The organism is Vibrio sp. 10N.237.312.B06 (assembly GCF_041464685.1).
Classification (GTDB): Bacteria; Pseudomonadota; Gammaproteobacteria; order Enterobacterales; family Vibrionaceae; genus Vibrio; species Vibrio tasmaniensis_A.
Map to the genome: position 1 here is coordinate 1 of NZ_JBFSPI010000014.1, position 13,840 is coordinate 13,840.

The window sequence follows — 13,840 nt, forward strand, 5'->3', positions numbered from 1 at the left end:
ACAGCTCGGAAGGATCCTTCAACCGATCACTTTGGCTTTAACTGATCGGCATTAGACACGCTGGTCTCCTTTTAATTGATTAAGCCGTGATAGAAGTAACGTATTGTTGCTGCTTACCGAGTAAATTGAATACGTACAGAACCTAGCGAATGTTAATGTTCTTGTCTCGACTTTCGTACATTTCAGGTGTGGTGTGTAACCCTCCAGCGTAACCTGCAGCTTCAAGAGTTTCTCTTACCTCTCGAACGTGCTCTGCCGTTACTGGTTCCTCTCTATCTCCAAGGTGCAATCGCACGAAGGTGATCAACTCAGCCAATCTTTGATCCGACAGTACATCTTCAAAGCTTGCCATTGGCATGAAGTTTCTGTCTTTGTCGAGATAGGTGGGTTGCAGGCCACGCACGGTTACTGCGATGGTGTTGAATGGATCGCTGTGCATGATGATGCCGTTATTCAACAGAGTAGGGGCGATAGGGTCACGTCCCTTACCATCGTCACCATGACAGGCTCCACATGTCTGGCGATACGTGGTGTAAATGTCAGTCGCGTAAGAGTCTTCATCAAACCCTTTGGGCTGCAACGGAACGGCGTCACTGCTGATGGTGTTGTTGATGTCACCACTGAGTAGGTAATAGGACATCGACTCGATATCTTCACGCGTCATCAGGCTTAGGCTGTTTTTTACTACGTCTGCCATGCCCGCAAAAGCAGTCCCTTTGTCTGAGTGACCCGTGTGTAAGAAATCGGTCAGTGTCGCTTCATCCCAACCATCGACATACAGCTCGTTGGCCGTGATATCGGGCGCATTCCAACCGTCAATCAAGTTACCTTGGAAAATACGTTCGGGTATCAGAGCTTGAGCAATGTTTCGAGGGGTATGGCACTCAGAGCAGTGTCCAAGACCAGCAACCCAATATTTCCCTTGTTGCCATTTCTCAACGTTTTCGACTTCCGATTTAAGTTCTTCAGGCACTTGATAGTCAATCGGGTCGGTATCCATGAACACAATGTTCCACCCGAGCAGACCTAGGCGTATATTCGAGGGAAACATCATGCTGTTGTCGTCATTGCGGCGAGGCACCGCGGTGATTGACTGCATGTATTCCCACAAGTCGAGCATGTCTTGGTCGGTGAGGTATTGATAAGAGGTGTAAGGCATTGCAGGGTACAGGTAACCATTCTTACCTTTGCCTGCAACTAACGCGGCTCGGAAATTATCAAAATCGTAAGTACCAATACCTTCCGTTGTATGGGGTGTAATATTGGTTGAATATACGGTGCCGAAAGGGGTCACAAACGGCAGGCCGCCAGCAAAAGGTTCGCCACCTTCGGCACTATGACACGCGACACAGTCACCGGCATAAGCGAGGTATTCACCACGTTCAACAGACTGAGCTTCTAGGTTCGCGAGTCTTTGCTGCTGCTCTGAGCCCGCATGTCGAATGTAAGCACCCAGTGCGAGTATCTCGTTTTCCGTAAACTGTTTATCAAACGCAGGCATCAGGTTGTTCAAGCCTTTGTTGATAGTGTGTTGTATCTCTTCAATACTCCCTCCGTGCAGCCAGATATCATCTGAAAGATCAGGGACGCCGATCGCCGGATTCGCGACAGAACCATCGGCGTGACAAGACGAACAGTATTTTGCAAACAGCTCTTTGCCGACTTTGACTTTCACCTCTGGAACATCGGTATGGCGTTGATTGATCGAAGCTAAGTAGTAAGAAACCTTAGCCACTTCATCGGGGCGCATTATCTCGCTCCAACCCGGCATCGCGCCATTTCGCCCTTTGGCGATCGAATGAATGATCGCTTCATCACTACCACCATATAGCCATTCTTGGTCAATAAGGTTAGGGAAGTGTTTCTGACCTTGAGCGTTATCGCGGTGACAAGCCGCGCAGTGAGTTTGGAACAAGATTTGTCCGCTGTTTACTATTTCGGGTATGCCAGACAATCCTTCGAGGGTGGTTTCCGTTGTTTGAGAGAATTGCTCGTTTAACGTTGTGCTGGGTGAGCTGAGTTTGTCGTCACTTTGCTTCCAATCGACTAACCCTTCCCATTCACCAAGCCCGGGGTAGAGCACCAAATAGCCAGCAGACAATAGAAAGGCAATAGCATAGCTAACAAAGAGTAGTTTTGGCGGTGGCGCATCTTTTTCTTCAATCCCATCAAAAGTGCCAAGGGTGTGGTCTTGATCGGCTTGGTGATTGCTACGCCAATATTTAACGACAACAGACACCATAAGAACGAAGAAGATTAAGGTTAAAATTACCGCCCATAGATTCCAAAATGCACTCATTGTGATACCTCCTGTGACGTATCTTTACCAAGGCTTTGTAGATAGCGGATCAGAGCTTCACCTTTGGTTTTCCCTCTTACTTGTAATCTGGCATCACCTATTTCTTGGTCAGTATAAGGAACGCCAAGTATGCGGAGGGTTTCCATTTTGTCGCTTATGTCGTCGCCTGACAGAGTCTGTTCAAATAACCAAGGGTAGGCGGGCATGATCGATGTCGGTACGACTTTTCGAGGATCAATTAAGTGAATAGCATGCCACTGGTCAGAATACTTTCTACCTAGGTTAGTGAGGTCCGGCCCCGTGCGCTTAGAACCCCACAAGTTAGGAAATTCGTAGATGTCGTCTGCTTCTTTGTTGGGACGACCATTACGTTTCACTTCTGGTTCTAGAGGGCGAACCATTTGGGTGTGACACACATGGCAGCCTTCACTGATGTATATGTCTCGGCCTGCTAACTCTATCGGTGTGAGTGGCATCGCTAAGCTGCCTTTGGCAATGTCGTCTCCGCGGACAATACTAGGCACTACCCAAACCAACAGAGAAAAGGAAGCGACGACAACAGTGGTCAAAATTAAAATGACGATTGAATGTGTAAAGTCTTTACTCATCATTTAAGCCCCCTCATTAACGGCGTGTTTAGCGTTATGTACTACTGGCATACGAACGGTTTTAAATAAGTTAAATGCCATTAGGAATAAACCGAGAACAAACAGCGCACCACCAAAGAATCGTAAGAACAACCAAGGTGCTTTAAAGTCCATAGCCTCTACAAAGCTGTATATCAGTTCGCCATTTTCATTTTGAGCGAGCCACATATATCCCTCGCCGATGCCTGCGATCCAAAGTGCTATCGCATAGATGGCGACGCCAGCATGAGCGAGCCAAAAGTGCCATTTAATCAGTCGTCGTGACCAAAGATCGGTTTGGCCCCATAAGCGCGGAATGAAATAGTAAAAAACCGCTATCCCTGACATTCCAACCCATCCAAGAGCTGCGGAATGTACGTGACCGATGATCCATTCGGTGTTGTGTGCCACCATGTTGAACCAGCGAATAGCGAGTAGGGGACCTTCGAATGTCGCCAAGCAGTAGTAAAGAATTGCTGAGAAAAAGAATAAAAGAATGTAGTCGGACTTCAGCTTTTCTTTGTTTTGTAGAAGGGTCATTGCGCTATTGAAAGCACCCGCCCAGGAAGGGAGCCACAGGATCAAAGACATTACGATGCCGATGTTCTGAATCCAGATAGGAACGGAAGAGTAAACCAAATGGTGCGTTCCGGCCCACGTGTAAAAGCCGACCAAGCCCCAAAAATGGATCACAGACAAACGGTACGAGTAGATAGGTCGATCCGCCGCTTTAGGTATGAAATAGTAGTTCATACCAATCACACCAGCGGTCAGCAAGAAGCCGACGGCATTATGTCCCCACCACCATTGAACAATCGCATCTTGAGCGCCTGCAAACACAGAGTAGGACTTCATCGCCAACACAGGCATCGCGAGGTTGTTCACGATGAAAATCATTGCAACGACGATGATGAAAGCAGCAAAGAACCAGTTAGCCACGAAGATATGGCTGACCTTTCGTTTAGCAAGGGTGCCAAAGAACAACACCGCATACAGCACCCAAACCAACACAATCATCAAGTCGATTGGCCACTCAAGCTCCGCATACTCTTTTGAGCTGGTGTGGCCTGCGGGTAAGGAAATGACCGCAAGCAATAGAATAAATTGCCATCCCCAAAATACCATCCATGAAAGGCTTTTATTGAACAACTCACAATGGCCTGTTCGCTGGGCAATGTACAAAGATGTCCCCATCAAGATGTTCACGACGAACCCGTAAATCACCCCAGATGTATGTAGCGGGCGCAGTCGACCAAACTGGAAATATTGAGAATCGAAGTTTAAGACTGGCCAATACAATTGCGCGGCGAGAATCACTCCGATGATCATACCTACGATTGCCCACACTAAAGACGCGATGATGAAGTACTTAACGACCTTAATGTTGTATTGCGGTGTCACTTGTTCCATAACAAGGCTCCTTGCCTAAAGCTTTTATTCGCTGTCTGTTTTTGAGTCGCTAACTGAACTTGATTCCTTGCCGAGCATTGAATAGAAATAGGAAATGTCGCGGATGTCTTGGTCTGAAAGTGTGTCGGCTTGTTGCTGCATGAGAATTGCCAAACCACTGGTTCTTTCCCTTGTCTGATAGTCTTTTAACGAGGAAATGAGATATCCCACCTTTTGACCGCGAAGGTTCGGGTAAGGGTCTTGTGTTGAGATACCATCAACGCCATGACAGGTCATACACACCTTGGCTTTTTGTTTTCCTAACTCGAACTGCTCGTCGTTGGATTCTGCGTAAACTGGATTCATGACCGCCGTCATTAGCAGAATGGAAAGTGCGGTTATGGGGTTAAACTTTTGCTTATTTAATCTCATTACGTATTCCCTTATCGAAGAAAAGAGCGAGTGCTTGATGACCCTCAGAAAACACTCACCTTGGTGTAAAGGTTATGCATGCATAAGCGTTCTCGCTACTTACTGACTCATATTTATTGTCAATTTTGTTAGTCAGTACGTATTCAGTGGCAGGATTGGATTACTCATTGTCTTTAAAAAACAGGGATTACTTGTATGAACGCTAATTAAAGTCTTATTGAGATAAGGGGAGGTGTTGTTCGCAACTGGTTACAGGAATGAAACATTATTTGAGAAAGATTCGAACAGCATCATTGAGAAAATAGACAATGTCTAAGCAAGTCAAATGACCAATATGAACTAGACTCAAATTAGTGACCTTTTAAAATGGAGTTTAAAATGAGAGCTGCACTTCTGTTTATCCTTTCACTGTGTTCATTTTCTATTTTTGCAGCATCGGAACTGACAATATTCGATCACTTAGGGCAAAAGCATCAATTCAGTCGAGAACAACTGTTATTGCTTCCTCAAAAAGAAATCACCACGTCATTACCTTGGCTGGATGGAGAATTGGTTTATAGTGGTGTGGCCTTACAAACGGTGCTTGAAACTATGGATTTACCCATGGCCTCGCAGGTAACTTTTGTTGCACTAAACGATTATAAAATAGCGGTGCCCAAAGAAGACTTTGACGACTACCAGCCGATCATTGCGATTAAACAAAATGGCCAATTTATGTCAGTCAGAGAAAAAGGTCCGTACTGGTTGATATATCCACTTTCTTCGACTCCAGACATTGATAACACTGACTTCCATGCCAAGATGATCTGGCAGATACGCGATATTCATTTGTAAGGACTTAGTATGAAAAAGCTGTTGTCATTGACTGCAATTAAAGTCGTCGTGTTATCTTTAGCGGCAGTGGTACTCACCATTAATATCTACAGTGTGACCCGCATTAACGATATCAATAAGAGTTTTTCCACCCGACAAAATGAGGCAACGTGGTTCGTTTTTCAATTGGTGAAAGAATACGCCAATTTCTTGATGGTAAGCCGTTCTGAAACTATTGATTATGATGAGTTATGGTTAGCGTACGATATTACGTGGAGCCGTTTTGACATATTAATTAACAGTACTGAGTCCTCCAATTTCATCAAGTCAGCAAACTTTAAACCTTATTTTAGTGCGGAATTTGATAAATTTAAGAGCTTGGAATCCTCAATTAAACTGGTCAGTCAAGGGTTGTTGCCCAAGGAATCTCTGCAGAAAAAAGTCGATATTTGCTACCACACACTCGTCGATTTTATTAATGACAAGTTTCGATTACAAAGCCCTGTGATTGAAGAAAATACCTCAATGGTTGATAACTTGGTTACCGTTCATCGGATCAGTAGCGTTTTTCTTGTTGGCATCTTGTTATTGACTGGGATTATTTTTTATATGGACTTTTCTATTAAAAGAAAGCTCTACTCTACGGATTTTATTACAGGATTTCGCAATCGAATTTCGTTGATGAAATTTGTTAAGAATAGCTACTCGAAGGACAAAAACTTTGATCTCTATTTTGTCCGAATCAGAAATCTTACCGAGATTAATCAAAAATATGGCCTTGAATATGGGGACCTTGTGGTGAGCTCGGCTGCTAAGTCTTTGACCACCAAGATCCCTGAAAGCACCATTTCATTCCGTAGCAGTGGAAGCCAGTTCTTATTCTTCATTCCTGATCATTTGTACGCGAGTGACGAAATTCAGGGCAAGTTTAACGATGTGCTTAGTGATTACATCTCTGCAGGTAACTTAGAATTGATGATTGACGCCGTAGTGAGGCACAAGAAGAACATAAGCTCTAAAGACATGATGGAGCTGTTGACCTCGATGCAAGGCTAAGCTTCTACAAGGTTTGGTCGTGGTTATTAAGTAGTCATGCTTTCGGAATACGACTACTGTTTCTGATTAAGTGCCACAATCCTTTCGTTAGAGCTTGGTTCTAAAAGGGCTTGCTGATCCAGAATAGTTTGCGGATTGTGGTCACGAACAAATTCAATGAACTCAATGTAAGTGAGTGGTTGGCTGAAAAAATAACCCTGTATTAGGTCGCAGTTGGCTTTTTTAAGGTGATGATATTGTTCGAGAGACTCGACACCTTCACCAACAACGAAGGTGTCACAAGAGTGCCCTAAGTTAACCATGGATTCGACCATCTTTCGGTCAGCTTTGTCGTCGACGATATTATCGATAAAGCTTTTATCAATTTTAAGCTCATCGACAGGGTAGTGAAGAAGTTGGTTAAAAGCTGTATAGCCAGTACCGAAATCGTCAAGAGACACTTTTAAACCTAAGCTCCTGATACTTTCGATAGTCTGCACTGTAAGTTTACTGCTTTTAACGTAACTGGTTTCGGTAATTTCTATAATGATGTTGGCTGGTGGTACTTGATAACGCTCGATTACCTTTCGAATATTGTCTGCAAAGTTACGATTGTAAAGTTCCATTGCTGATATATTTATTGATAAGCTACCTGTGTACTTGTGAATTTCAGAGAGCTCTTTATAGCTTTTTATTGCGGTACTAATGACCCACATGTCGAGTTTGGATATCAAGTTACTTCTTTCGGCGACCGGAATAAACTCATCCGGGCCAGCCTTTATATCAAATAGAGCAGGGCAGCGAATCAGACATTCTGCTCCGTCAATCTGAAGTGTCTTAGCATTGAAAATAGGCATAAAGCGAAGTTCAAAGTTGTCGCTTTCACAACACTCCAATAGCCTTTTTTCGATAACGTCATGTCTTTCTAGTGAATGAAGTAGTTCTTCGCCGTAAACGATTCGGCTTTCTCCATCACTGTGCGCTTTGGCATTAATCAGCATCTCATCGATGCATCGGTGCCATATCTCCTCGAACTTAGGGGTATCGACGGGTAGTACACCTGTTGCAATTGAAAGCCTGAAACCATAGTAATCGAGGAAAGTCGTGCCTGTTAGGGTGTTGTTAATGTTCTCAATTTCTTCGTTTATTGATTGGTGCTCACCCATTTCCAATATGGCAATGAATTGGTTTCCTCCTAGCCTTGCAACTGAATAGTCGCTGCAACTGAAACCGAAAGAGGATTGTTGATTCTGCAGGGTTTCTCTTAGTGTTTTGGCCAGACTAACGAGTACATTGTCACCTACTTTTGCACCATATAAGTCATTGATTTTACGGAAGTCGATAATGTCCCAGCAAACCAGATAGCAATGAGGACTTATCGAGCTTTTTAGACGCACATCGAGGTGTCGGATGAACGAGCGTCGGTTGGCTAATTTGGTTAATTGATCAAATTCAGCTTCGAATTTCAATTCTGTTAATGAATCAATGTAGGCGTTTTTTAGACCATCAATTTCACTGTGCCCGGATGAACGTTTGAAATACCTCAGTTTAAGTCCGCCAATGGATATCTCGTGTAGTAGATCTTTGAGTGGACGTACTAATTGGTAGCGCACCACCATGTGTACGATGAGCATAATAATGAATAGTGTCGTCAAACCGCCAAGTAAGGTCTGCTGAGCTATGATAGATTTTTCCTGATTGAATTTTTTTTCGCGAATATTAACCTGAGCGAGGAAGTGACGGCTGTTCATCTCAACTTTGATTCTGTCTTTGGTTTGTTCAAACGATTTGATAACAAACTGCGTATTCTCTATGTGTGCAGTATTCGATGATGGCTCAATCAGAAGCTGCATATTGTCATCATCGTTGTATTTTATTAGTAAGTTGGATAGTTGTTTTAATGGACCATCTGCAATTAGTATGTATCGATTTAAGCTGTCGTTTGCACGTTTGTCTTGTGGGAGCAAGTAAGGGTCGATTGCAATAACGTAAGCGTATCTAAGTTCACCACTCACAGAGATATATGAGAAGCCTTTATGAGACAGCTCGTTTTTATTGATTAACGAGGTATAGATATCGAAGATTTTTTCATAGATGTTATCGGGGATCTTTAACCCTTCGAAAGGGTCTGCTCGTAACGTAGATAGCGTTAACTGAAACTTAGGATCAACGATATAGATGTTACGTTGACCAAATTGATTAACGTGACTTTGGTTTAAGACACGAAGCACTCTTTTTTCCAGCAGGGACAAGGTTGTGTAGTCACTAGGGTTTTGAATATATCGCAAGAACTGTAGCGATGAACCTATATCTTTTACAAGCAAAGATAGACCAAGTTGCTCGTATTCAGCCGCCACGAGCGCGGTGTTCACATCAGATTGTACTTCGTCTAAGTACATGTGTTTCGCGTGGTTAGAGGCTAAGTGGTAAGTAACCATTCCGCCTATTGCAAATACGAACAATAAAGTAGGAATGAGCACAAAGTAGAGCTTCTTTAATACTGGCATTAATTATCTCAAACTGTCGACAATGCGGTTACGAATTTGAATGCTATTGGGTTCGAGTTGCTGATACAGATAGCTGCGTTCTAAAACCTCTTTGCTAGGGAAAAGCTCCGGATCATTTTGGTATTCTTGCGTTGTTAAGGCTTTTGCTTTTGAGCTTGGAGTTGCAAACCATGAATCCATTGCGTTTTGAGCGGCGATCTCGGGTTGCGACAAGAATGATAGAATCGTTGTTGCTTGTGCAGACAACTCTCCGTTATTAATCGCAGCAATGCACTCTAACCATAACGTTGTGCCTTCTTGAGGTACGATGTAAACCCAAGAGGCATCAGGCTCCAAATCATTGAGTACATAACTGTCACCAGAATAACCGTAGGCAAGGTCGATGTTAGCAAGACGTTCGGGTTGGCGAATATAGTCGATGACGTATTCGTTGCTTTCTAGGTGTGGCTTTTGAGCTTGCAGGGTTTTATAGGCAACGCGAAGTTCCTGCTCATTATTGGTGAATGGATCAAATTGATTTGCTAACAGTGCAGTACTCACCAAATCCGTAGGTTCGTAATACATACTTATGCGGCCACTGCTGTTCGTGTCTGGTTCGAGAATAGCGTTCCAAGAGGTGGGAGCGTTTAGTTTGTCACTGCGATATAAGATTCCCACAGTCCCCCAAGCGTAGGGAATGCCATACTCGCCACATCCTTCAACCCACCGTGAATCTATGTTACCAGCAATGGATTGTTGTAACTCACTGAGATTATGAAACAGGTTCTGCTTGGCTAACGCATTGAGCTTTACACTTTCTATAATGACTAGCTCAAATGCGCCACGACGTTCGCTTAATAGCACTTCATCTCTGATCGACTCATCAGAAAAAAACTGCTGTTTCAAAGAAATGCCGTACGTGTCACTTAGTTGGGTCACGACACTATTGGATAGAAATTCATCCCAATTGTAGAGATAAATATCATTTTGTTGGCTAAACGCTGTGCCAGTTAAAAAGGATGATGACGCAAGAACTGAAACATAAAATGCTTTCACTGACGGATTCCTTTCCTACTTTGCTTAACTAAATCGTAGCCCAAATTTTGCGACATAGCTCAAATTTAGGTCTCTAATTTCAGTTCAACCTAACGCAATGCATCTAGGTGTGAAAATCCTATGACCTAATTGGAACTAAAAGTAAGCTTTGAGCACAAAATCACTACGTTAAATCAAGGGGATATCAACCTTTGACCGACGAACGCCTGAATAAGTGCACGAATGACTCATCTACTTCTGATTTGGCACGACGAAAACACGGGATTTGTTTGATTATTAGGTTGCTAGTAAATATATATTCATCTACTTGAGCATTTTTTCGTTAGTTATGCAATAGTAGGGCATTAATTGAACGATAGGAGGTTGGTTTATGGATGCAGGTTTAGTTGGGATTTTTGTTACCGTGGCGATTGCTCACTTTTTGGCGCTATTGAGCCCCGGACCAGATTTTGTGATTGTGGTAAAGAGCGCTGTTAAAAATAAGGGAAGAAAAGCACTCGGCGTTGCATTCGGTATTGCCAGCGCCAATGCGGTTTATATTGCTTTATGTTTGGTTGGTGTCGGCTCGATCCTAGCGGCATCTGTTTCCGTTATGATTGCACTTAAGATAATTGGTGGTGTATTTCTTGTTTATCTTGCCGTTCAAGCGATAAGAGCGAAGAAATGTAACTACAGTAATATGGATGTTTCCGAAGGAGATAGCTTCAACCAAACGACTTTTCTTAAAGAATTCGTCACGGGTTTTCTATCTGGAATCCTTAATCCCAAAAACCTATTGTTCTATTTGAGCTTATTTACGGTTGTGTTGAACAATGACATTGGCTTCATGTTTAAGTTAGGCCTAGGTATTTGGATGACGGTGGTTGTCTTTATTTGGGATGCGGCGATCATCTTCCTGTTATCGACGCCTAAAGTGCGTCAAGAGTTTACGCGCGCTGCTTACTATATTGATAAAGTGACAGGAGTTATGTTGGGTCTGCTTGGCTTGACCATTGTGAAATCTGCTCTGGTACGTCAGTAGATTCAATAAAGTTACCATTGCTGAGTAACCCGTTTGTGGCACGATACAATGCCTATGTGCCGCGAATGTGTGCTTGTTTCCTACCAGGGCTGATACGTTTTATCTCTTATCTGCCCGATATTAAACCCTCAGCTTAATCCACCAATTCTTTTCATAACTGTTTGTTTATCATTCCTTAGTTCTTAAATAAGTATTAATAATGTTGCTGTTGAACACTTGTAGCTCGGGGTGTTTGTGCTTATTGTAGGCTGCAATGTCAATTCAATATCAGAGCTAGGAGCCATTGTGAATTTAGAGATATAACAAGTGGATTCGTTCACAACTAAAGCTTTTAAAGGAAACCCTGCAGGGGTTTGTATTTCACAAGAACCTTTAGAAGAGTCGTTGATGTATTCGATTGCTGAAGAGATGGCAGTATCAGAAACGGCATTCTTAGCCCTCAATACGATGACGTTGAAATGGTTCACACCAGAAGTTGAAGTCAAATTATGCGGCCACGGTACGTTGGCAACAGCGCATGTGATGAAGGAAAGAGGGTTAGTCAATGCGGGTGAGGTTGTGACGTTTGATACGCTTTCAGGGAAGCTATCTGCCACAGTTTGTGACTCCACAATCGAGCTTGACTTCCCAAGTACTGTGCTTGATCTTGGATTGGATGCTAATAAAGATTTGCTGGAATATTTAGGGCTGTGTGAAGACCAAGTCGTGTCATACAGTGAGTTCGATACCAAACAGTTTATTGAGGTTGTCAGCGAACAAGTTTTATTAGATTTAGCACCAAACTTTGATGCTCTAAAGCGTATTAAAGGTCGAGGCGTTGTTGTGACGGCATTGTCGTCGAACTCTGAGCTTGATTTTGTTTCGCGCTATTTTGCGCCGTGGGTGGGTGTTAACGAAGATCCCGTTACGGGTTCAGCGCATTGCGCTCTCACACAGTACTGGTCCGAGAAACTAAACAAAGCGCGTTTCAATGCTTACCAAGCGTCGCGCCGCGGTGGGTATGTATCGACAGAGCTATTACCGAACGGTCGTATAAAACTGATAGGGTCTGCAACCACCGTAATCAGTGGTACTTTAAAAGTCTAAACTTCAATATCATTCATAAAACAGCAACGTCATAATTTAAATCTGCTAGGTCACTACTTAAGGAATAATCGTGTCAGCTTTTTATCTTTCTCAGGTATTAGTCGCAATTGCTATTTGTTTCGATCTTCTGTCTTTTCAATTTAAAGAGAGGAAGAAAATCGTCACATGCTTGTTTTTTGCAGGCGTTCTTATTTCTAGTCATTTCATTTTGCTCGAACAATGGACAGCGGCAAGTTTGATGATCATCGCGACCATTCGATATTTGACGAGCGTGTTTTCTACGTCACCAAAATTTAAATATTTGTTCAGTTCCATGTCAGTAGTCGCAACGGTTGTGACTTACTCGGGGCTCACTAGCATATTGAGTTGCTTTGCTTCCGTATTTCAAACCTTTGCAGCCTTCAATAAAGATGACCGTCGATTAAGAGAGTTGATGATTATCGGAACTAGCTTTTGGTTGGTTCACAATTACTTAGTTGGTTCTCCAACTGCTGTACTGATGGAAGCGCTATTTATCTGCAGTAACTTGGTTGGCTATTATCGTTTCTATTTCAGAAAAAGTGCTGTGGCTTAGGGCTTAGGGCTTATAGCTTAGGAGCTCAGGAAGCTAGGCTTTAGATAAAACGATAAAACGATAAAGCAATGCACCATATTCATCTAATAAGGATTAGGAGAGAGCGATGTCAAATATCTACTCGGATGTGCCTTCGTCAATACCCGACGAAATCTTCAACGACATCATTACTACTGAGAATGTGCGGATTGAAAGAATAATATCTCATGGGCACAGTTCTCCAGAACAAGGTTGGTATGACCAAGATGAAAACGAATGGGTTATGGTGCTAGAGGGGCAAGGTGTTATTGAGTTTGAAGACGGACGTGTCGTTACCTTGTCTAAAGGGGATTACATCAATATTGCCGCGAGAGAGAAGCACAAGGTTGTTGGTACGGATAGAGACGTTGTGACTATTTGGCTAGCTGTGTTTTATCGTTAGTATTGCTATCAAGTAGTGAATAGGCAATCAGCAATACATGAAAGGACTGTGTCGTGGTTAGAATTCGAAATTACCAAGTTAGTGATGCCAAAGCATTATGGGAGATCTATTTCCATACTGTTCGAAATATTAATGTTCGTGACTATTCTCAAGAACAAGTTGAGGCTTGGGCACCAAGTGACTTTGATTCCGAGGTGTGGGAAAAGTGTCTGCATCGTATCCAACCTTTTGTAGCGGAGTTGGATGGCCACATTGTTGGCTATACTGACTTGCAACCGAATGGGTTGATAGATCACTTCTTTTGTCATCATGAATATCAAGGTAAAGGTGTAGGGCGAGCTTTGATGGAGCATGTATTCGAGATTGGTCGATTTCGTGGTGTATCGAGATACTTCTCTGAGGTGAGTATTACCGCTAGGCCTTTCTATGAGCACCTTGGCTTTAAGTTAGTGAATGAACAGGAAGTCGAAATACGTGGCGTTAAGCTGACTAATTACGTGATGGAGAAAACCACTAAGTAGCCATTAACGTTATGTCTAGTGTAGGTAAAATTGGATATGCTCAACGCTTAGCCCAGTAGGTTAAAAAGGGTGTGAACTGTC

General features: G+C 43.0%; 13 protein-coding genes. 7 read left to right on the plus strand and 6 right to left on the minus strand.

What is annotated here, in order from left to right:
- Positions 1-142 precede the first annotated feature (142 nt).
- Genes AB6C75_RS05750 through AB6C75_RS05765 form a run of 4 tightly spaced genes read right to left on the minus strand, consistent with a single transcriptional unit; the run spans position 143 to position 4,746 of the window.
- Positions 143-2,299 (minus strand): c-type cytochrome, encoded by a 2,157-nt coding sequence (locus tag AB6C75_RS05750; protein WP_372047640.1) that lies wholly within the window; start codon positions 2,297-2,299, stop codon positions 143-145.
- Entirely contained in the window at positions 2,296-2,910 is a 615-nt protein-coding gene (locus AB6C75_RS05755; RefSeq protein WP_009844942.1) for a cbb3-type cytochrome c oxidase subunit II, read from the minus strand. The genes AB6C75_RS05750 and AB6C75_RS05755 overlap by 4 nt, the downstream gene beginning before the upstream one ends.
- The gene (ccoN, locus tag AB6C75_RS05760) at positions 2,911-4,335 is read right to left on the minus strand and encodes a cytochrome-c oxidase, cbb3-type subunit I (RefSeq protein WP_372107263.1); all 1,425 of its coding nucleotides are present in this window, start codon (positions 4,333-4,335) and stop codon (positions 2,911-2,913) included.
- A gap of 24 nt (positions 4,336-4,359) precedes the next feature.
- Positions 4,360-4,746 carry a cytochrome c gene (locus tag AB6C75_RS05765; protein WP_372107265.1) on the minus strand — a complete coding sequence of 129 codons (387 nt, stop codon included), beginning with the start codon at positions 4,744-4,746 and terminating at the stop codon, positions 4,360-4,362.
- Between the two features lie 366 nt (positions 4,747-5,112).
- Between AB6C75_RS05765 and AB6C75_RS05770 the strand changes: the two genes are divergently transcribed.
- Positions 5,113-5,580, plus strand: coding sequence for a hypothetical protein (locus tag AB6C75_RS05770; RefSeq protein WP_012600765.1), 468 nt, complete (start codon positions 5,113-5,115; stop codon positions 5,578-5,580).
- Positions 5,581-5,589: 9 nt separating this feature from the next.
- Positions 5,590-6,615 carry a diguanylate cyclase domain-containing protein gene (locus AB6C75_RS05775; RefSeq protein ID WP_372107267.1) on the plus strand — a complete coding sequence of 342 codons (1,026 nt, stop codon included), beginning with the start codon at positions 5,590-5,592 and terminating at the stop codon, positions 6,613-6,615.
- 53 nt (positions 6,616-6,668) lie between these two features.
- Here the strand turns inward: AB6C75_RS05775 and AB6C75_RS05780 are convergent, their stop codons facing one another.
- Both AB6C75_RS05780 and AB6C75_RS05785 read right to left on the minus strand, forming a co-directional pair.
- Complete coding sequence (locus AB6C75_RS05780; RefSeq protein ID WP_065679406.1) at positions 6,669-9,101, minus strand: bifunctional diguanylate cyclase/phosphodiesterase; 2,433 nt, start codon at positions 9,099-9,101, stop codon at positions 6,669-6,671.
- 3 nt (positions 9,102-9,104) lie between these two features.
- Positions 9,105-10,136 (minus strand): PotD/PotF family extracellular solute-binding protein, encoded by a 1,032-nt coding sequence (locus AB6C75_RS05785; protein ID WP_372107269.1) that lies wholly within the window; start codon positions 10,134-10,136, stop codon positions 9,105-9,107.
- Positions 10,137-10,506: 370 nt separating this feature from the next.
- Here AB6C75_RS05785 and AB6C75_RS05790 point away from each other — a divergent pair, with 370 nt between their 5' ends.
- The 5 genes from AB6C75_RS05790 (at position 10,507) to AB6C75_RS05810 (ending at position 13,759) form a co-directional block, all read left to right on the plus strand.
- Positions 10,507-11,157 (plus strand): LysE family translocator, encoded by a 651-nt coding sequence (locus tag AB6C75_RS05790; RefSeq protein ID WP_017098962.1) that lies wholly within the window; start codon positions 10,507-10,509, stop codon positions 11,155-11,157.
- Positions 11,158-11,463: 306 nt separating this feature from the next.
- A complete protein-coding gene (locus AB6C75_RS05795; protein WP_372107270.1) occupies positions 11,464-12,243 on the plus strand; it encodes a PhzF family phenazine biosynthesis protein in 780 nt (259 codons plus the stop codon).
- A gap of 70 nt (positions 12,244-12,313) precedes the next feature.
- Positions 12,314-12,817: a YgjV family protein gene (locus AB6C75_RS05800; protein ID WP_009844950.1), complete on the plus strand. Its 504-nt coding sequence runs from the start codon at positions 12,314-12,316 to the stop codon at positions 12,815-12,817.
- Positions 12,818-12,923: 106 nt separating this feature from the next.
- Positions 12,924-13,238, plus strand: a complete 315-nt coding sequence (locus tag AB6C75_RS05805; RefSeq protein ID WP_017098960.1) for a cupin domain-containing protein — start codon at positions 12,924-12,926, stop codon at positions 13,236-13,238.
- Positions 13,239-13,291: 53 nt separating this feature from the next.
- Complete coding sequence (locus AB6C75_RS05810; protein ID WP_009844952.1) at positions 13,292-13,759, plus strand: GNAT family N-acetyltransferase; 468 nt, start codon at positions 13,292-13,294, stop codon at positions 13,757-13,759.
- Positions 13,760-13,840: the final 81 nt, after the last annotated feature.